General features: G+C 64.9%; 18 protein-coding genes and 4 pseudogenes. 6 read left to right on the top strand and 16 right to left on the bottom strand.

What is annotated here, in order from left to right; genetic code table 11:
- The first annotated feature begins 150 nt into the window (after nucleotides 1-150).
- The 3 genes from XCSCFBP4642_RS24275 to XCSCFBP4642_RS0107785 all read left to right on the top strand — a co-directional run bounded on the left by XCSCFBP4642_RS24275 (nucleotide 151) and on the right by XCSCFBP4642_RS0107785 (nucleotide 2,631).
- Entirely contained in the window at nucleotides 151-501 is a 351-nt protein-coding gene (locus XCSCFBP4642_RS24275) for an Arm DNA-binding domain-containing protein (RefSeq protein WP_053329530.1), read from the top strand.
- 52 nt (nucleotides 502-553) lie between these two features.
- A complete protein-coding gene (locus tag XCSCFBP4642_RS24280; protein ID WP_235048279.1) occupies nucleotides 554-1,543 on the top strand; it encodes a tyrosine-type recombinase/integrase in 990 nt (329 codons plus the stop codon).
- Nucleotides 1,544-1,611: 68 nt separating this feature from the next.
- Nucleotides 1,612-2,631, top strand: a complete 1,020-nt coding sequence (locus XCSCFBP4642_RS0107785) for an IS5 family transposase (RefSeq protein WP_029219295.1) — start codon at nucleotides 1,612-1,614, stop codon at nucleotides 2,629-2,631.
- Nucleotides 2,632-2,941: 310 nt separating this feature from the next.
- On the opposite strand, the gene XCSCFBP4642_RS0107795 is transcribed toward XCSCFBP4642_RS0107785, so the two are convergent.
- From XCSCFBP4642_RS0107795 to XCSCFBP4642_RS0107845, 14 genes and pseudogenes are all read right to left on the bottom strand, one after another.
- Nucleotides 2,942-3,865, bottom strand: a complete 924-nt coding sequence (locus tag XCSCFBP4642_RS0107795) for an NAD(P)-dependent oxidoreductase (RefSeq protein WP_200859736.1) — start codon at nucleotides 3,863-3,865, stop codon at nucleotides 2,942-2,944.
- 138 nt (nucleotides 3,866-4,003) lie between these two features.
- The gene (locus XCSCFBP4642_RS30375) at nucleotides 4,004-4,240 is read right to left on the bottom strand and encodes a DMT family transporter (RefSeq protein WP_053329531.1); all 237 of its coding nucleotides are present in this window, start codon (nucleotides 4,238-4,240) and stop codon (nucleotides 4,004-4,006) included.
- Between the two features lie 106 nt (nucleotides 4,241-4,346).
- Nucleotides 4,347-4,631 (bottom strand): annotated as a pseudogene (locus tag XCSCFBP4642_RS30705) (hypothetical protein); the annotation flags it as partial.
- Nucleotides 4,555-4,929, bottom strand: coding sequence for a YncE family protein (locus XCSCFBP4642_RS25805; protein WP_053329532.1), 375 nt, complete (start codon nucleotides 4,927-4,929; stop codon nucleotides 4,555-4,557). The pseudogene XCSCFBP4642_RS30705 and the gene XCSCFBP4642_RS25805, both read right to left, overlap by 77 nt.
- A gap of 74 nt (nucleotides 4,930-5,003) precedes the next feature.
- Nucleotides 5,004-5,621, bottom strand: coding sequence for a YncE family protein (locus XCSCFBP4642_RS25810; RefSeq protein ID WP_053329533.1), 618 nt, complete (start codon nucleotides 5,619-5,621; stop codon nucleotides 5,004-5,006).
- Nucleotides 5,621-6,736 (bottom strand): NADH:flavin oxidoreductase/NADH oxidase, encoded by a 1,116-nt coding sequence (locus XCSCFBP4642_RS0107810; protein ID WP_029219297.1) that lies wholly within the window; start codon nucleotides 6,734-6,736, stop codon nucleotides 5,621-5,623. Before XCSCFBP4642_RS0107810 ends, XCSCFBP4642_RS25810 begins: the two co-directional genes overlap by 1 nt.
- Before the next feature lie 116 nt (nucleotides 6,737-6,852).
- A complete protein-coding gene (locus XCSCFBP4642_RS0107815) occupies nucleotides 6,853-7,554 on the bottom strand; it encodes a type 1 glutamine amidotransferase domain-containing protein (RefSeq protein ID WP_029219298.1) in 702 nt (233 codons plus the stop codon).
- A 61-nt stretch (nucleotides 7,555-7,615) separates the two neighbouring features.
- Nucleotides 7,616-8,140 carry an SRPBCC family protein gene (locus tag XCSCFBP4642_RS0107820; protein ID WP_200859737.1) on the bottom strand — a complete coding sequence of 175 codons (525 nt, stop codon included), beginning with the start codon at nucleotides 8,138-8,140 and terminating at the stop codon, nucleotides 7,616-7,618.
- 193 nt (nucleotides 8,141-8,333) lie between these two features.
- Nucleotides 8,334-9,221, bottom strand: coding sequence for a YghX family hydrolase (gene yghX, locus XCSCFBP4642_RS0107825; RefSeq protein ID WP_029219300.1), 888 nt, complete (start codon nucleotides 9,219-9,221; stop codon nucleotides 8,334-8,336).
- A gap of 34 nt (nucleotides 9,222-9,255) precedes the next feature.
- On the bottom strand, nucleotides 9,256-11,091 hold the full coding sequence (locus XCSCFBP4642_RS0107830) for a tannase/feruloyl esterase family alpha/beta hydrolase (protein WP_029219301.1): 1,836 nt from the start codon (nucleotides 11,089-11,091) through the stop codon (nucleotides 9,256-9,258).
- An 83-nt stretch (nucleotides 11,092-11,174) separates the two neighbouring features.
- A complete protein-coding gene (locus tag XCSCFBP4642_RS29625) occupies nucleotides 11,175-11,354 on the bottom strand; it encodes an O-methyltransferase (protein WP_200859738.1) in 180 nt (59 codons plus the stop codon).
- Between the two features lie 39 nt (nucleotides 11,355-11,393).
- Nucleotides 11,394-11,783 carry an O-methyltransferase gene (locus XCSCFBP4642_RS29630; protein WP_200859739.1) on the bottom strand — a complete coding sequence of 130 codons (390 nt, stop codon included), beginning with the start codon at nucleotides 11,781-11,783 and terminating at the stop codon, nucleotides 11,394-11,396.
- 23 nt (nucleotides 11,784-11,806) lie between these two features.
- Nucleotides 11,807-12,808 (bottom strand): zinc-binding dehydrogenase, encoded by a 1,002-nt coding sequence (locus tag XCSCFBP4642_RS0107840; protein ID WP_033898147.1) that lies wholly within the window; start codon nucleotides 12,806-12,808, stop codon nucleotides 11,807-11,809.
- Between the two features lie 15 nt (nucleotides 12,809-12,823).
- Entirely contained in the window at nucleotides 12,824-13,324 is a 501-nt protein-coding gene (locus XCSCFBP4642_RS0107845) for a lactoylglutathione lyase family protein (protein ID WP_033898149.1), read from the bottom strand.
- A gap of 307 nt (nucleotides 13,325-13,631) precedes the next feature.
- Between XCSCFBP4642_RS0107845 and XCSCFBP4642_RS30710 the strand changes: the two are divergent.
- Nucleotides 13,632-13,754, top strand: a pseudogene (locus tag XCSCFBP4642_RS30710) (helix-turn-helix domain-containing protein); the annotation flags it as partial.
- Between the two features lie 60 nt (nucleotides 13,755-13,814).
- Nucleotides 13,815-14,522: a LysR family transcriptional regulator substrate-binding protein gene (locus XCSCFBP4642_RS0107850; RefSeq protein ID WP_228325851.1), complete on the top strand. Its 708-nt coding sequence runs from the start codon at nucleotides 13,815-13,817 to the stop codon at nucleotides 14,520-14,522.
- Between the two features lie 38 nt (nucleotides 14,523-14,560).
- Here XCSCFBP4642_RS0107850 and XCSCFBP4642_RS24300 read toward each other — a convergent pair.
- Together XCSCFBP4642_RS24300 and XCSCFBP4642_RS24305 are read right to left on the bottom strand one after the other, a co-directional pair.
- Nucleotides 14,561-15,764, bottom strand: a pseudogene (locus XCSCFBP4642_RS24300) (DUF3363 domain-containing protein).
- A gap of 78 nt (nucleotides 15,765-15,842) precedes the next feature.
- Nucleotides 15,843-16,657, bottom strand: a pseudogene (locus XCSCFBP4642_RS24305) (DUF932 domain-containing protein); the annotation flags it as partial.
- Nucleotides 16,658-17,293: 636 nt separating this feature from the next.
- On the opposite strand from XCSCFBP4642_RS24305, the gene XCSCFBP4642_RS30715 reads away from it, so the two are divergent.
- Complete coding sequence (locus XCSCFBP4642_RS30715; protein WP_084624435.1) at nucleotides 17,294-17,470, top strand: HigA family addiction module antitoxin; 177 nt, start codon at nucleotides 17,294-17,296, stop codon at nucleotides 17,468-17,470.
- The last annotated feature ends 80 nt before the right edge of the window (nucleotides 17,471-17,550 follow it).

Genomic DNA, 17,550 nt, shown 5'->3' on the forward strand with positions numbered 1-17,550 from the left:
CCAGCCGATCTCAACTTTCAAAAATTTTAGCACGCGGTTCAGCGGCTTAGCTACACCTGCGTGCCAATCCACCCCAACGACACCCAAACGAAGCAAACATCAAATGGCATACTGGATGGCATACCGGAAACAGGGGGTTCGAGGAAGGACATGGGCTTGATCACGGATGCAAAGGCTCGCAGCCTGAGCCCTGGTGGTCAGGCTGTCCCGCACGGAGTCATAACCGGCCTGACGCTGCATCCCTCGCCCTCGCAGAAGGGGCAGGGTAAGTGGGTGCTGCGCTACGTCAGTCCTGCCACGGGCAAGCGGCGCAACGCCGGCTTGGGAGCCTATCCTGAAGTTGGGATTGCTCTGGCGGGTAAGCTGGCACGAGAAATGCGCGAGCAAATCGCGGGTGGGCAGGATCCGTTGGAGGTTAAGGCGGCTGACCACGCTAAGCCGAAGACACCGACCTTTCAGGAAGCAGCGGAGCTACTCCACGCGGAACTAAGGAAACTCTGAACAACTCCCCCTGATCCTGCGACAATCGCACAGAGGCACCAGGACGATGACGATGCAACTGACCTTCGGCGACGCGGAGTACAACAGCAAGCGCAAGNCGAAAACGGCAAAAAACCGGGGGTTTGAGCGCCCTCAGCGCGGCGGATGTGGCGTGTTTCGTTTTCCGGCTGCGTTGATCAGACCATCCCTAAAGCCCGGATGGAAGAATCCCAAGCACGCACAGCAGTGGCTTAATACGCTGAATGAGTACGCGGTTCCGCGGATTGGCTCCCTTCCCATCGACCAGTTGCAGCCCAGGCACATTGCGAATGTCCTCCGCCCCATCTGGCTCGACAAAGCAGAGACAGCAAGTCGCGTGAAGCAACGGCTACACGCGGTAATGGCGTGGGGTTGGGCGCACGGATTCAACCAAGCCAACCCAGTCGATGTCGTAACACATCTGCTTCCGCTGCAACCAGGAAAGTCTGTTCGGCAGGAGCATCAGCCAGCAATGCCCTGGGCAAAGCTCCCATCGTTTGTGAAAGCAGAGCTTGCAGGAGCTGGCGAGTACGAAGTCACGAGGAATGCTTTGTTGTTCCTCATCCTAAATGCCAGTCGTTCCGGTGAGGTGCGCGGGATGACCTGGGCAGAAGTGAACCTCCGCACGAAGCTGTGGACGATTCCTGCGGCTCGTGTGAAGGCCAAACAGCTACATCGAGTTCCATTGTCGGAGCAGTCCATCGAGCTCCTCAGGCGCTTGGAAGACCATCACGACGAGCTCGTCTTTCCCTCTGTGCAGGCGCGTTCCGTCATGTCGGACATGACGCTTACAGCGTTATTGCGGAGAGTGAACGCACCTAGTGACACGCCTGGGCGTATTGCGACCGCGCACGGGTTCCGGTCGAGCTTCCGCGACTGGTGCAGCGAGCAAGGTTATGCCCGTGACTTGGCAGAGTGGGCATTAGCGCACACGGTCAAGGACAAGGTCGAGGCCGCCTACCACCGTACAGATCTCTTGGAGCAACGTCGTCCGATGATGCAAGCCTGGGCCGACTTTGTTTAGGGAATCTCTAAAAACCCCAGCATCCTGTCATCATTGACGTAATGCGATGCTAGCGGAGGGTGCTACAGATGATCAGTTTGTTCGCCGGTGAAGAACGTGATGCTAAACGTCAGCAATTGAGTGATCCGCTGGCCGTGTTGTCGCGTCACATCGACTTTGGCGGTATTGCCCGTGCGGTGGATGCGAGGCTGTCGCTCGGGCCGAAGGCCAAGGGTGGCCGGCCAGCGTGGCCGACTGAGGTGATGATCAGGGTGTTGCTGTTGCAGCAGTTGTACAACCTTTCCGACGATGCGTTGGAGTATCAGTTGCTGGATCGGCGTAGCTTCGTTCGGTTCGTCGGTCTGGAGAAGAGCGGCAAGGTGCCGGATGCGAAGACGATCTGGGTATGGCGCGAGCGGCTGAAGAACAATGACGTGATCGGAGATATCGATGCGGCGATCAGCGGACAACTGGCGCGCGCCGGTTACATTGCCCGTGGCGGGCAGATCATTGATGCCAGCATCGTCAGTGCGCCGATCCAGCGCAACACGCGCGAGGAAAACGCGCGCATCAAGCAGAACGACATCCCGGAGGATTGGAGCGATGCCAAGCGCGCGCAGAAGGACGTGGATGCGCGCTGGACGAGCAAGCACGGCAGCTCCTATTACGGTTACAAGTTGCACGCCAATGTCGATCGTCGCTGGGGATTCATTCGCGTGCACGAGGTCAGCAGCGCGAACGTGCATGACAGCCGGTACTTCGAGCGGTTGCTGGATGCGGGTAATACCGCACGCATACTTCGTGCCGATAGCGCTTATGCCGACCGGGACCGTGAAGCCCGCTTGAAGCAAGAGGGATATCGTGTGGACATCCAGCACAAAGGTACACGCGGCAACGCATTGAGCTCGGCCCAGCAGCGGCGCAATCAGCGCATCGCGAAAGATCGGGTGTTTGTCGAGCACGCATTCGCGCGACTGACGCAACAAGGTGGCAAGTGTCTACGCACGCTCGGCTTGGCACGTGCGAAGGTGGTCATCGGATTGAAGGTTGCCGGCCATAACCTGCTGCGTCTGGCACGATTGCAGCAGGCCGGGATGCGGCCGGTATGAATGCCGCAGGCCAGAAGAACGCCTCGCGCGCAGCGTCGGCGAGCTGAGAGCTTGGCCGACCATGTCAGAGTGCTGATGTTTCCAAGCATCGTCACCTCCATGCATGCGCCACATCGACTCCGGCATGGTTATTCGAGGTGCCCTTAATCTCTTGGTGGATATTCAGGTGAGGCGCCTCCGGGCATGAAGGCGTCGCCCCAAGTGAATCACGCTACCTGGGTTCTTCTTGCCGATCCCATTGCATGAGGGGGGGCGAAACTCCCATTGCGGGCCGGGCCTTGAATTTATGAATCACTGAGCCGACTTCACTTCATTCAGTGAACAGTTTGACCACGCCGGTCATGTTGTCCTTGCCCAGGCCACGTTCGATCGCGCTGCGGAACACGCCACGTGCCGCAGCAATGGTCGGTGCGGCGACGTCCGAACCGGCGGCCTGGAGGGTGTAGCCGAAGTCCTTCTCGATCAGCTCGATGGGAAACTGCGGTGCGAAGTTGCCCGACAGCATCGACCCGGTGATGCGGCTCGCCACAATGCTCCATACCGGCGTCGCTGCCACGGCTTCGAGCACGCGCGCCACGTCTGCACCTGAGTGCCGGAGCATGCCGATCAGCTCGCCCAGCACAGTGACCTGGATGCCCAGCAGGGTGTTGGTTGTCAGCTTGGTCAGCGCGCCGGCGCCCAGCGGGCCGACGTGCTGGATGGACGAGCCCATCGCCTTGAGGACCGGCTCAGCGCGCGCCAGGGTATCCCCCTCGCCGCCGATGAGGTGGACCAGTTGCCCCGCTTCGGCCTGCGGCGTCGTGCCCGATACCGGGGCTTCGATCAGGCCCAGCGAACGCTCTGCCGCATGCGCGCCCAGCTCCCGAATCCACTCGGCGGTCAGCGTCGAGCTTTCAATGGCGATCGCGCCCGCGGCCATGCCGGCCAGCGCGCCGGCGTTGGCATCCAGCCAGACCTGGCGCGATGCTTGGTCGTCGCGCACCATTGCCATCACGAAATCGGCGCCGATGGCGGCCTCTTTCGGAGTGGTTGCCAGCCTGGCGCCAGCGGCGACCAGCCCCTCGGCGGCGGCCGGACTGCGGTTCCAGACCGTCACGCTGTGACCGGCCTTGATGAGGTTGGCGGCCATGCGCGATCCCATCGCGCCCAGGCCCAAAACTGCAATCTTGCTCATGGTGTTTTCCTCTGAAGTCGTGCGGGCCAGATGCGCCAGGCCCCTCTGGCTGTCGATCAAATGAATGGCTCGGTCGGGTCGATGCCAGGCCCGCCGGCGTTACGACTATGGGAGGATAATGCGATCGCACATGAAATAAATCCAATCCTGTTATTTTATTTAGTCAATAACACAGATTTATATCAGCCGTTGCCCATGTCAGTCGTGCGCGGACAGGCGATCGCCGAACATGAAACACACCAGGCCCATCAGCATCACGCCCAGGCCGGCGAACTTCCACCAGTAGACCGGGCGCACCGGCACCTGGATCGGACCGACGCTGTCGATGAACATGCCGGCGGCCAGTTGGCCGATGATGAACAGGAACATGGCTTTGGTGACGCCGATGCGCGGGGCCAGGAACACCGTGGTGAACACGAAGCCGGCACCGATCACGCCACCCAGCCAACGCCACTACGACTGCTGCCCGACCGTTGGCGGGGACGCTTTGCCAATCGGCCTGACACGCTGCCCCCACACCCAGGCACAGCGCGCCGATGGCGAAGGAGAAGAACGAGGTAACCAGCGCCTGGCTGCCAACACCGGCGCTCAGCCGGCTGTTGACCGCGGCCTGGATTGATAGGCCGGCCCCGCCGGCCAGAGCCATGAGGAGATAGAGCAGACTCATCGGTTTTCCCTGTTTTATGCGTGCACCACGAAGTGGCCTGCAGCGCGCCGTGGCATCCGCACGCGAGCGCCCTGTTGCTGGCTCATGGCTTGTGGGGTACAGGGCGCACCGCCAGCGCGATGCCATCGGGTCGGCCGACCACGATGCGTTCGATCTCATGCAGCGAGTCCAGATCGATCACGGCGACAAAGCCGTCAGACGTGCACGAAACGAAGGCACGGTTGCCGCTGGCGTCCATGTGGATGCCAGCGCCGCGCCCGATCTGCAGGCGCTTGACGAGCGTGCGGCTGGCCGCGTCGAACACCGCCAGCGCGCCGGTATTGACGCTGACCACCATGACCCGGCGGCCGTCCGGGGTGAAGGCCAGGCGGTGCGCGCCGTCCAGGCCGCTGGCGAAGGTCGCGGCGATGCGACGCGAGGCCAGGTCGATCACGTACAGCATGCCGTCCGGGCCCACTGCCCACAGCTCGCGTTCGTCGGGGAGACATCGAAGCCTTCGGTGCCCGGCCCGCTGGGCACTATCGTGTGCACTCAGTCCATCCGCGGCTTGGCAGCGGCCGGCAGCACGCCGGTCGGCGGCATGCTCGGCGGCATCAGGCGCCGCTCGAACAGGCTGACCGTGCCGGAGCCCGAGTTGGTGGCATAGGCGCGCTGGCCGTCGGGCGCCACATGCAGCAGGTGGGTGGTGTCCTGGCCGGTGCCCATGATCCAGTCGATAGCGCGCGCCTGTGGATCGAGATGCCCGATGGCCTTGGAGCCCTGGGCAGTGAACCACAGGCGATCCTGCACAAAGGCCAGCCCGTGCGGGCCGAACAGCGGCGTGGTGTCGATCGGCGCCTTCGCCCGGCCGGTTTGCAGGTCAATCACGTCGATGCGATGGAAGGCGCCATAGCCGGGATTGGACACGTATGCGGTGCGCCCGTCCGTCGATACCGCGATTTCGTGCGGATCGGGCCCGAGCGGGGCGCTGGCCAGCAACGCGAAGCTGTCCGGGTCGCGCAGTTGCAGTGCCTGCTCGGTCTTAGAGATCACCAGCAGCCGCCGCGGTGGCAGTTCCGCCGCCACGGCAAGCACCGGCAGGCAGGCCAGCAGCAAGGCAGCCCACCATCGTGCTGCCTTGCCGCCGGCTCCACGCTGGCGGCGACGCATCACTGCGCCGCGCCCTTGCCCGGGCCGCAGTAGCGCGACAGCCAGTAGCCGTAGGACACTGGCAGCACGCCAGCCGGCTTTTCCTCGCCCAGCTCCACAGCGATCTGGTAGGCATAGTGCGGATTGGCCAGGTGCGCGCGGGCGATCAGCACCAAATCCATCTGACCCTCGGCCACGGCCTTCTCGGCCATCTTCGGGTCGTCGATGCACCAGCCCGCGGCCACCGGCATCTGCGTATCCTGCTTGACGCGGCCGGCGACCGGCACGAAGAAGCCTGGCCCCCACGGGGTTTTGCCGTTGATGGTGGAGAAGCCGATGCTGGCGTCGATCAGATCCAGGCCGCCGTCGCGCATCTTGCGCACCAGCTCGACCGCCTCGGGATAGAAGCTGTCGTCATGCCCGTCGTACTCGACCACGCCGAAGCGCGCGGTCAGCGGCAGGTGCTCCGGCCACACCTCGCGCACGGCCTGCATCGTCTCCAGCAAGAAGCGGCCGCGATTGTCTGCGCTGCCGCCGTACTGGTCGGTGCGCTGGTTGGCGATGGGCGAGAAGAAGCTTTGCGCGAGGTAGCCGTGCGCGAAGTGCAGTTCCAGCCACTGGAAGCCGGACAACAGCGCACGCTTGGCCGCCTCGATGAAATCGGCCTTGACCCGGGCGATGTCGTCCGGGGACATGGCCTGCGGCACCTTCGGCAGACCGCCGCCGAAGGCGATCGCCGAGGGCGCGAGGGTCGGCCAGCCGCGGCGGTCGCCGTCGGCGATGTGGTCGTCGCCTTCCCACGGCTTGTTGGCGCTGGCCTTGCGGCCGGCATGGCCGATCTGGATGCCGGGCACCGCTCCGGCCGCCTTGATGGCTGAGGCGATGCGCGCCATGCCCTCGATCTGCCCGTCTTCCCACAGGCCGGTGCAGCCTGGGGTGATGCGGCCTTCCGGCGAGACGCCGGTGGCTTCGACGATCACCAGTCCGGCGCCGCCGCGAGCCATGCCGGTGTAGTGCGCCAGATGCCATTCGTTCACGTAGCCCTCGTGGGCCTGGTACTGGCACATCGGCGGGATCGCGATGCGGTTGCGAAGGGTGACGTCCTTTAGTTTGAACGGCGTGAACAGTGCGGACATGACGGACCTCGAAGATGGTGGATGGATAAAACAGACCAGCCCGCGAACCGTCAGGCGGACGCAGGCGATGGCTTGGCGCCGCCAGGGGTGGCGCCGGCAATGACGGTGGGGTAGGGTTAGCGCGCCTCGTGGACGGCTTCCAGCACCAGACGCGCGACATCCTCGGACAAGGCTGGGTTCTGCCCGGTGGCGAGCTTGCCGTCACGCACCGCGAAGGGCTGGAAGTCCGGGCCGCTCTCGTATTTGGCGCCCAGCCCGCGGATGCGGGCCTCCAGCAGGAACGGCACCTTGTCGGTCAGGCCGGCGGCCGCTTCTTTGCTGTCGGTGAAGGCGGCCACGCGGCGGCCGGAGACCAGCCGCTGGCCGTTGGTGTCCCTGACGTTCACGAGTCCGGCCGGGCCGTGGCAGACCGCCGAGACGACCTTGCCGTTGGCCCAGGCGTCAGACAACAGGTTGGCCAGCTTGGTGCTCTTGGGCAGGTCCCACATGGTGCCGTGGCCGCCGGGCAGAAACACCGCTGAGTAGCCTTCGGTGGACAGGCCGTCGATCTTCATCGAGGCCTCGATCTTCTGCATCGCCGCGGCGTCCTTGAGGAAGCGCTCGACGCTGGGCGGATTCTTGCCTTCGGCCTCCAGCGAGTGCGGGTCGATCGGAATCTTGCCGCCAACGATGGAGGCAATGTCCACCTGCGCGCCCGCATCGACGAAGGCGTAGTACGGCGTAGACAGTTCTTCGAACCACACCCCGGTAGGCCGCGGGTCGTCGCCCGTAGTGGCCTGGGAGGTGAGGATCATCAGGATCTTGATGGTGGTGCTCATGGGAAGGATCTCCCGCAATTGAAAACCGCAAAAGCCGCCCTTGCGGGGCGGCTGATATGCATCACTGCGCCTTGGCTTTGCGCGCCGCTTCGACCAGTCCGTCCAGCCAGTCCTGATGCCCGTTGATCATAGGGTTGGGCTTGGCGGCATGCAGTTCGGCAGCCGGTTTGCCCTTCTGGGTTTCCTGGGTGAGGATGCGCACGCGGCCGCCGTCGAGATCCTCGACCAGCCAGGCATGGTGTACGTCCAAGCGGTCGTCGGCATCGACTTCGCCCGACCAGCCATGCCAGGCCACGCGACCGGGCTGTCCGGCCGCCGGGGCGACGTATTCGTTGCACTGCGCCTCGACCGGGAAGCCGAAGGTCTCGAAATAGAAGCGGTTGCCGTCGGCCAGCAGCGGCCCCTTGCCGTCGTAAAAGCGCACGTTGGCCGAGTTGGCGTAGTAGGTCGGCCACTTGGCCGGTTCGGCCAGCAGTGGCCACGCCTCGGCGGCGCTCAGGCCGGCGACGATGACCTCGTTGGAGACGAAGTTCTCGGTGAAGCCCGGGACGTAGCCTTCGGGCCAGATGATGGCGTTCATGGTCATGGAAACACTCCTGGAATCGTTGAGTAAGGCCGGTGCGGCTCGGTGCCGCCCTGCCGGCAGCACCGCAGGCACGCGGGCCTGGAAAGCCTTTCGGCACCACCGTTATGGTCGCGCGCGTCAAGAAATAAATCCAATCCTATATTTCTATTTTCAATATCACACCATCTGATATCAGGGCAGCTCATTGCACTACTCAGCTCAGGTAGCGCCGGAACCAGGCCAGGGTGCGATCCCAGGCGAGCTTGGCGGCGGCCTCGTCGTAGCGTGGCGTGGAGTCGTTGTGGAATCCGTGGTTGGTGCCGGGATAAACATGGGCTTCATAGGTCTTGCCCGCCGCCTTCAACGCCGCCTCGTAGGCTGGCCAGGTGGCGTTGACGTTCGGGTCGGTCGCGGCGAAATGCAGCAGCAGCGGCGCCTTGATGCGCGGTACGTCCTCCGGCTTGGCCTGGCGGCCGTAGAACGGCACCGCCGCGGCCAGTTCCGGATAAGCCACGGCCGCCGCGTTGGAGACACCGCCGCCGTAGCAGAAGCCGGTGACGCCGATCTTGTCGGTGGTCAGCTCGCTGGCCTGCAGGTACTCGATAGCGGAGAAGAGGTCATTCATCAGCTTCTGCGGATCGACCTGCTGCTGCAGCCGCCGGCCTTCCTCGTCGTTGCCCGGATAGCCGCCGACCGAACTCAGGCCGTCGGGCGCCAGCGCGACGAAGCCGGCCTTGGCCACGCGACGCGCCACGTCCTCGATGTAGGGATTCAGGCCGCGATTCTCGTGCACCACGACGACGCCGGGCACCCGACCGGAGGCTTTGGCCGGACGCACCTGGTAGCCGCGCACCTCGCCGTGACCGTTCGGCGAGGGATAGCGGATGTACTCTGCGTGGATGTCCGGATCGGTGAAGGCGATCTGCTGCGCCAGCGCGTAGTCCGGACTCAGCGAGGTCAGGATCGCGACAACGGTGAGGCCGCCGACGGCGAACTTCGCCGCGCGGTCGAGGAAGTCGCGCCGGCTCAGGCGCCCGTGCACGTAGCCGTCGTACAGCTCCAGTAGCTCGGAGTGGAAGTCCTTGGCGGTGAGTCGAGTCATGTGCGCCTCTGGGTTGGTGGTGGTAAAGATGGCGCTATTGCGCCGCGGGTTCGTAGGGGTCGAAGAAATCGGCTCCGGCCCAGTCGGGCATGGCGAAGTCGATGGCCGGGCCACGCACGAAGCTCGACGCCTGGTTCTGGTCGCCCTTGCCATCCCAGGCTGCGACATGGGGCCACGGATAGACCGGGCGACTGTGCTCGACCGCAGTTGCCGCGGCGGCCGTCGGGCCGAGCGCGGCGGCCTGTGCACCGGGCGTCATGGCCGGGCGCTGGCCCATGCCGCCAGGGCGGCCACTCGCGCCACGCGGCGCGCCGAAATCGCTGGCGGCGGCCTGCGCCGGCTGGCGCGCTTTGATCGCATCCAGCGCCGCACTGCCCTCGACCCAGGCCATCATCGGTGTCAGTAGGTCGATCTGGTGTGGCCCTTCGCCGTTGCTGCAGTGGTACATGCCAGGCAGGACGTACAGGCGCGCGAAGCTGTCGGTGCGTTCGGCGCCCATCAACTGCCGCACGGCCGTGTAGTAGGCGATGCTGTTGAGCGGCGAGATGTGCGGATCGGACCAACCGTGCCAGACGATCAGCTTGCCGCCCCTGCCGGCGAAGGCCGACAGATCGGGATTGGTGGCGTCGAACAGGCGGTGGCGCGCGCGCAGCCGATCGAAGGTGGCCAGGTCGAAACGCATGTCGGCCAGGGTGAAGCCGGCCGGCGGATCGGTCTCGAAGGCCATGTTGCGCAGCACCGGCAGGCTGACCTTTTCGCTGAAGATCGTGTCGCTGGCCGACTGCGGCACGTAGACGCCGGCCCAGGCTAGTTCCGAGCCGGGCTGCGGCCCGCCGGCGGTCAGCGCCTTGCCGGTCGCGGCATCGCGCGGGCCGTCGTAGAACTTGCGTGCCACCTCCACCTCGGCCGCTGTCAGGCAAGCTGCGGTATCCGCCGCACCGGCCGGGCATTGCACCGTCGCCGGGTCGAAGCGGCACGCTAGCGGGTTGGCGATCAGTCCGTCTTTCAGACCGTCAAGCGTGTCGCAGGCGTCGAGCGCGCCCTGGTGCAGCATCGGCAGGCGGTCGGCCAACAGGATCGGCTTGCCGTCGACGCCGGTGTTGGCGCGGGCCTGCCAAGCATGGAAGACGGCGTTCTGCGCCATGAAGTTCAGCGCACCGGCACCGGCGATGATGCCGTCGAAGTCGTCCGGGTAGCGCTGCGCCTCGATCAGCGCCTCGCGGCCACCGTCCGAGCAGCCGGTGAAATAGGCGTACTTTTGCGGCTGCCCGTAGAACGCCTGGATCAGCGCCTTGGCGGCGACCGCGGTCAGGTGCTGGGCGCGGTGGGCGAAATCGGCGCGCTTGGCCGGGTCCTGGCCGAATGAACCGTCCTGATCCTGGTGGCCCATGTCGGTGGCCGCCAGCACGAAGCCGCCGCTGTTCAACGGCGCGCAGCCGTCGGCGGCGCCGACGTTGCCGGCGATGCTGCCGCACAGGCCGCCACAACCGATTTGCAGGTAGCGCTGGGTCCAGCTTTTGGTCGGCAGCTGCACGGCGAAGTGGATCGCCGGAGCGAGCGTGCCTTCGACCGCGCAGATCGACGTGCCGGACCGGTTGGTGGTCTCGACGGCGGCGGTGATGCGGCTGCCCGCTCCGCCGATGGCAGTCAGGTCGAAGCCGGCCAGATCGGCGCAGGCGGCCTTGGCCGTGACCACGCCGAGCGCGGCGGGGCCCACCTGGGGCCGGGCGGCGTTGGCCGCCGGCGCATCGGCGTTGGCCGTGACCGGCGGACGGGTGCAGCCTTGAAGTCCGAACGCCAGGGCCGTGACGAGCGCGATCAGCGTCAGTGCGGCGGGCGAAGAGCGGTTGCGTTTCGGAAGACTGGGCATGGATGGGAGTCCTTGTTTGTGCGGGCGGCCGATCGGTACGAAGCGGGAAACGAAAACAGCGATAACCCGGCGCGTCAGCATGGTTAGTACCGGCTGACCTCGATGCCGGTGCCCACTGGCAGCAGGACGCTTTTGATGCCGGGTTTGGCGCGGATCGCGCGACAGTAGGCCCGCACGTACTCGCTGCCGGGGCGGATCATGTTGTCGGCAACGATGATCGCGCCGGGATTGAGCTTGGGATAGAACGCCTCCAGGCACAGCACGTACAGATCCTTCCAGAGATCGACAAAGACGAAGTCGAGCTAGCCGGGCAGTTCGCCGATCATCCGCACCGCATCGCCGACCTTGAAGTCCACGTACGCGGCCAGACCGGCCTGTTCGGACATCACCCGCGCATGGGCCGACTTGTAGCCGTGCAATTCCATCGTCACCAGCCGCCCGCCGCTGGCACGTGCCGCCTCGGCCAGCCAGATGACCGAGTAGCCGACGGAGGTGCCCAGTTCCAGGATGTTCGGCGCGTCGAGGCGTGCGGCCTGGATGCTGAGCAGTTGGCCGGTCTCCGTCCCGATGGCACGCATGCGCTGATCCTGTCCACCGTCGCGTCCACCAGGAGGCTCGACCCGGGGTTGGCCGCGCTCCTCGCGCATCCGGGCGTGGTACAGCTCCAGCACTTCGACGATCCGGGCATCCATGGGTCTGTCCTTCTCTGTAGGCGTCAGCGAACCTGCACCAGGGCTTTGCCGGAGAAGTTCCGGTGGCGCAGGTCTTCCAGCAACTGGGCCAGCTCGTCGAAGCCGCGGAGCACGCGCGCCTCCGCGTGCAGGCGTCCCTTGGCGATCTCGTACAGCATCCGTTCTCCGGCGGCGGTCAGGTGCTGCCAGGCCGTATCGTCGCCGTGCACATGCAACGCACCTAAAGCCACCTCGTGCATCGACAGGGTCAGGTCGAATGGGGGGCACGGCCATCCGGGCACACGATCCTGGATGCACACCAGGTGGCCGTTGGACCGCAGCGCCGCGGCCATGCGTTGGGCATGATCGCCACTGACGGCATCGATCACTGCATGGAAACGCCGGCCGCCGTCCCAGGCGTGTCCATCGGCCAGCGGCCCGGCCGGGCATTCGCCCGCGCCCAGCGCGCGCAGCCGTTCGTGGTGACGGGCATGGGCCATCGCGCTGACCGCAAAACCGCGGGCCGAGGCCAGTTGCACCAGGTACTGCCCGACCGCACCGCCGGCGCCGCTGACCAGCAGCGATTGTCCGGGCTGCACCGGCACCTTTTCGATCGCCAGCCAAGCGGTGAGCGCCGGGCACGGAATGCTGGCGGCCACCTCGAAGTCCAGCCTGTCGGGCAGCCGCATCAGCGCACGCGCAGCCACCGGCGCGTATTCGGCGAAACTGCCATGGCGGTGCAGGCTGGTGTGGTAGGCCACGCGGTGGCCGAGCCATTCGACGGGCACGCTTTCACCGACGGCCACCACCTCACCGGCGCCATCGACGCCAGGGATATGGCCCGGCTGCCATTCGACCAGCCCGCCGCCGAGCGCCTTCCAATCCACCGGGTTCAGTCCGATCACGGCATTGCGCACTAGCACCTCAGCGGCCGCCGGCGGTTGCAGCGGCACCTGCTCCAGCGCCAGTTCCAGCGGTTCGGCGCTGCCCTGCCAGCGCCAGACGCGGTAGTGAGCGGGCAGAGAGGACAGGGATCCGTTGTGCATGCGAGCCTCCTCCACTTACTGGTAGGCGCCGGCCGAATAGGTCAGCTCATAGCTGTGGCTATAGATTTCCAGGATGTTGCCGAACGGGTCTTCCATGTAAACCATGCGGTACGGCTTTTCGCCCGGAAAATACTCGCGCACCGGCATGCGCTGCTTGCCGCCGGCGGCCACGATCTTCGCGGCCAGTCCCTCGACGTCCGGATCCTGCACGCAGAAGTGGAATACGCCGGTCTTCCAGTATTCAAAGTTGTTGGCCGGTTTTTCGGCATTGGGGAACTGGAAGATTTCCACGCCGATGCGGTCGCCGGTGGACAAATGGGCGATGCGGAACGAGCCCCAGCCGGCGCCGAACGCGTCGGTGCACATCACCCCGATGGGGCTGGCGTCCTCGCTGATGGTGGTCGGCGGCATGACCAGGTACCAGCCCATGACCTCGGTATAGAACCTGACGGCGGCGTCCAGGTCGGTCACCGACAGGCCGATGTGCGAAAAACTGCGGGGGTATGTCAGGGACATGGCGATAGCCTCTTGGCAAAAAACAATCTCCAGCGTAGGCGGATACGACCAATGTTTGATCTAATGAATCCTTATTGATTCAATAAAAGTTCCTGATTAGCCCCATCGCTCAGCCGGCAGTTGCAGGATTTGCGACGAGTCGGTTGGACAATGGTCCCACGTGAATACAACGCAGGTGGGAGATGGGCATCAACATCGTGCANTGGCGACGGCGCTGCTGCGCTGCACACCTTGCCCAGAACGCGTTTTGCGTATGGCAAGCAACTTCCATGGCTGAGGGATGGGGCTAATCAGGTAAAAGTTTGTTATGACTAACTCGCACTGGCTGCGCTCCTTTGTTGCCCTGGTCGAAACGGGGGGCTTCACGCGCGCGGCGGATCGGCTGGGTTTGACCCAAGCCGCGGTCAGCCAGCATGTGCGTCATCTGGAGAGCGAACTCGGCCTGTTGTTGATCCGCCGTCCCCGGCAGATCGAACCGACGCCCGCAGGCATGGCGTTGCTGGACTACTGCAACGAGATCGAGTTGGCCGACAAACGCCTGAAGCTGCGCCTGTCCGATGCAAATGCGCGCAGCGGGGAAATCAGCTTGATCACGCCCGGCAGCCTGGGGCTCGCCCTCTATCCGCTGCTGCTGACCTTGCAGCAGGCCCATCCGGGGTTGGTCATCCGTCATCGCTTCGCGCCCGATCCTGAAACCCGCGATTCGGTGCTGAGCAAGCAATACGAACTGGGCCTGGTCACGCTCAAGCCGGACGACCCGCGTCTGGTCGCAACGTCGTTCATCGAGGAGCCGTTGGAACTCGTCGTGCCGGCCAGTGCGGCCGTGGAGGGGTGGGAGGATCTGGAGCGGCTGGGCTTCATCGACCATCCTGACGGCCAAGCGATGGCCACCCGCCTGCTGGTGCGCCACTTTCCGGGTAACCCCGGAATCCGCAACATGCCCTGCCACGGCTTCAGCAATCAGATCGCGCTGATCCTCGAACCGGTCGCCCGTGGCCTGGGTTTCACCGTGATTCCACGACACGCGCGCCAGGCCTTCGCGCAGGCCGATGCCATCCGGGTGATCGAGTGTGGCAAGCCGGTGGTCGATACGCTCTGGCTGATCCACCGGGCGGAATGGCCGCTATCGGCCCGCGCGGCCTGGGTGCTGGAGCAACTCAGGAAGATGCCGCCTTTCAATCAGCGACGAGGAGGATAGCGTCGCGAGGTGGCCTGAACGATCAATCCGGCCTTCCATCATAAGGACGGCCCACGTTGCCGCCCGATCTCCCACGACACTCCGCCACCGCGCGCCGTCGCGGCAAGCTGCTGCCCCAGCCGTTGTTCGATCATCGGCCGCCAGGGCACCAGGCTGAATCCCATGCCGTCATCAAACATCGCGTAACGTCCGCTGGCGAGCATGACAGAGTGCCGGTAGATGCCAGCCACGCGCTGCCCGTCCGTGATGGGGCGATGCTTCAGGCCGGTTTCGGCGGCAATGTCTTTAGCGCCCTGCGCCAGTTCCCGGTTGCGCAGTGTGCCCAGCAGGTTGCGTGCGAGGATCACGCGCTGCCCGCGTCGCTCGGCCAGCCCCTGCTCTTCAAGGAAGTCCGCACGCTGCTGCATGGCCTGCTTGGCGTCGCCACCAAAGCCCAGGTCTCCCAGCCCCGGGCAGCCGCCGATCAGTTGCTGGTCGAGCCAAGTGGCCCCGATGACGAGGGCCTGCCGCTCGATGGGTAGGTGCGATTTCAGCTCTACGGCTACACCACCCAGCCGCTGCGCGTCGTACTGGCGGCCACGCTCGGCCAGGTCGTCCGGCACCTTCCATAGCCCTTCGGCCACGCGCTCTACGATGCTCGCCCGGCGCAGGGCCTCCATGGGCGGCGACGACTCCCTGCGGGTCGTGTCCGGGCGTGACCCGGCCCTGTTCGATGGACAGGTGGTGATCTGCGCAGTACAGGCCATCGCTCGCAAGCGCGGCGATGTTCTTGTCGGGGGCGCGCACGTCGACCGAACCCTTCACTTCCACCACCGCGCCCAAGGGGTAGTTCGCCAGCTCGTCGTGGGCGTTCAACGCGACGTAGTGGGCTTTGCCGTCCACGCCGTCGATGACCAGATAGCCCCGGTCGTGCAGCTCATCGGCAAGCCCCTTCGCGGCCACTCGGCCGATGATGCTGCGGCCACTTCCATCGTCATTCTGGCTCGGCTCGAACACCGCCAATTCGCGCGGCTCGCCATTGGCGGACAGGATGACGACGAGGTTTTGCACCAGACCGATGTGGGCGATGCTCGCGGCCAGTTCGGGAATGGACAGGCGCGGGGTCTTGCGTGCGTTGCGCTTGGAGCGGCGCGGCAGCAACTGCGAGAGCGAAACCAAAATCAGGTTCTTGGTCGGGTTGGCCACTTCCAGCGGCGCGGCGGTTTCGATGGCGCGGGTTTCGATTTGGGTAACGGCGTTCATGGTAATAACTCGTTCCGGTTAGGGATGCAGCAGCGAGAGAAGCGGCAAGGGCTCTGTCTGCCCCTGCCGCGTGGGGATTCAGGCTTTCAACTGGCGCATGCCATCGGCCAGCAGCCAAAGCGCACGGTTAAGGCGGATTTTTTTTGGTCGATGCCCTGCACCGGGCGGGTTTGCTGGCAGCGTCCGTTGGCGCTGCGCCCGCGCAGGCCGCCTTGGGTCAGGTTCTCTTGCGTGCGGTTGAACACGCTCCACAAGTCCGGGCGGCGGCCATCAAAGCGGCGCGGCATCAAGATTTGCGATTCCGTGATTGGGTGCGGGCTTGTCGGGGTCGTCGTACTTGAGGGCCAGCGCGGCGCGGGCGAACGCATCGGATTCGCCATCGTTCGAGGTGATGGCGCGCATGGCATCGCGGGATTCCTGCACGCGGTCGAAGCCGCGCAAGACTTCGTAAGCGCCTTCGATGACGGAACCGGCCACGTCGCCTTTGTGGGGCACTCGCACATCGGCCACGGTGTCGCCGCAAACAAGGCCATTGCTGCACACGAACCGGAACATTCCGGCCAGCATCTGATAGCTGCTCGTGCCGTCATGCGAGTTCAGTAGCACGATTTCCTTAGCCTCCGCGCCTTGATCTGGCTGGCGTGGCGCAGGCGCAGCATGTGTTTGGGGTAGTCGCGGCGGTCGTCGCGGCACACGCGGGTCTGTGCTGCCATGAAGGGTTCAAACCCTTCCTTGCGCAGTTCCGCCAGCACTGCGGCGGTCGGGATATAGGCGTACCGCTCGGAACGGCTTTCGTGCGGCGCGTCCGCGAAGATGGAAGGCGATTTGATCGTTGGACAGCGGGTAATTGCTGCGCAGCGACGGGAACGGGAAGCGAATCGGGATGCGAGTTGCGTGGCATTTTTCCTGACGAAAAGGTTTGCTGTTCAAACCGCACACCGGATTCCTAGATTCGGAGCCCAGCCTTTCGGCTCTTCGGTACGGTCGGCACGAGGAAGCCGGTTGGCCCTGTTGCCACCGTCTTTCCTGAGTTCATCGTCCGCGGCCAAAGGAGCGCGCGGACGCGGGCCGTCGAGGAGACAAGCGCAGGGTTGGTGCGGCCCGCAGGCGCAGCCGAGGACACGGCCCTGCGCACCTTGACGGCACACGGGAGCGGGCTACGGTCGCGGGTAAGGTGATGAAGTCAGGGGAGACGGCTGGACAAGGCAACGGCCATCCCTGTGTGCCGACCGCACGCAAGCGAAGCGCGCGGGCCCGAAGCTGGAAGCCGGGCCGAAGGCGTCAGCCGAGCGGAGCGAGGGAACGATGGAAGCCCGAAGGGGGCGAGACGCCGTAGGCGGCTCGATGCGAAGCACGACAGCGCGATCGGCCATGTCTCTTGGCCGGGGCGCCCTGCAGTTATTGCATCAATGAGCTTGAATGAATACGCTTGACATATCGCGTATGAGTTCGCCTGATAGAGCCCGGCAGGACGGACGTTCAAGCACCTAGCAATGTTTGAGATCGTGGGCTATCGCTGAGGGTGCAGTATGGGACGCACGGCAATTCATCCAGGTCAGCATTTAGCCGAGCGGCTGGAGGCGCTTGACCTAAGTGCGGCCGAACTTGGTCGTCAGTTGAAAGTGCCAGGCAATCGCATCAGCCAGATCATTACAGGCCATCGAGCCATTACGGGTGACACTGCTTTACGCCTAGGGAAACTCTGAACAACTCCCCCTGATCCTGCGACAATCGCACAGAGGCACCAGGACGATGACGATGCAACTGACCTTCGGCGACGCGGAGT

It is taken from the genome of Xanthomonas cassavae CFBP 4642, from assembly GCF_000454545.1.
Lineage (GTDB): Bacteria > Pseudomonadota > Gammaproteobacteria > Xanthomonadales > Xanthomonadaceae > Xanthomonas > Xanthomonas cassavae.

Excerpts from the sequence above, each read along its gene's own strand:
- XCSCFBP4642_RS24275 (WP_053329530.1), top strand. The coding sequence starts at position 151 with ATGGGCTTGATCACGGATGCAAAGGCTCGCAGCCTGAGCCCTGGTGGT.
- XCSCFBP4642_RS0107785 (WP_029219295.1), top strand. The coding sequence starts at position 1,612 with ATGATCAGTTTGTTCGCCGGTGAAGAACGTGATGCTAAACGTCAGCAA.
- XCSCFBP4642_RS25810 (WP_053329533.1), bottom strand. The coding sequence starts at position 5,621 with ATGCGTCGCCGCCAGCGTGGAGCCGGCGGCAAGGCAGCACGATGGTGG.
- XCSCFBP4642_RS0107810 (WP_029219297.1), bottom strand. The coding sequence starts at position 6,736 with ATGTCCGCACTGTTCACGCCGTTCAAACTAAAGGACGTCACCCTTCGC.
- XCSCFBP4642_RS0107815 (WP_029219298.1), bottom strand. The coding sequence starts at position 7,554 with ATGAGCACCACCATCAAGATCCTGATGATCCTCACCTCCCAGGCCACT.
- XCSCFBP4642_RS0107820 (WP_200859737.1), bottom strand. The coding sequence starts at position 8,140 with ATGACCATGAACGCCATCATCTGGCCCGAAGGCTACGTCCCGGGCTTC.
- yghX (WP_029219300.1), bottom strand. The coding sequence starts at position 9,221 with ATGACTCGACTCACCGCCAAGGACTTCCACTCCGAGCTACTGGAGCTG.
- XCSCFBP4642_RS0107830 (WP_029219301.1), bottom strand. The coding sequence starts at position 11,091 with ATGCCCAGTCTTCCGAAACGCAACCGCTCTTCGCCCGCCGCACTGACG.
- XCSCFBP4642_RS29630 (WP_200859739.1), bottom strand. The coding sequence starts at position 11,783 with ATGGATGCCCGGATCGTCGAAGTGCTGGAGCTGTACCACGCCCGGATG.
- XCSCFBP4642_RS0107840 (WP_033898147.1), bottom strand. The coding sequence starts at position 12,808 with ATGCACAACGGATCCCTGTCCTCTCTGCCCGCTCACTACCGCGTCTGG.
- XCSCFBP4642_RS0107845 (WP_033898149.1), bottom strand. The coding sequence starts at position 13,324 with ATGTCCCTGACATACCCCCGCAGTTTTTCGCACATCGGCCTGTCGGTG.
- XCSCFBP4642_RS0107850 (WP_228325851.1), top strand. The coding sequence starts at position 13,815 with ATGGCGTTGCTGGACTACTGCAACGAGATCGAGTTGGCCGACAAACGC.
- XCSCFBP4642_RS30715 (WP_084624435.1), top strand. The coding sequence starts at position 17,294 with ATGGGACGCACGGCAATTCATCCAGGTCAGCATTTAGCCGAGCGGCTG.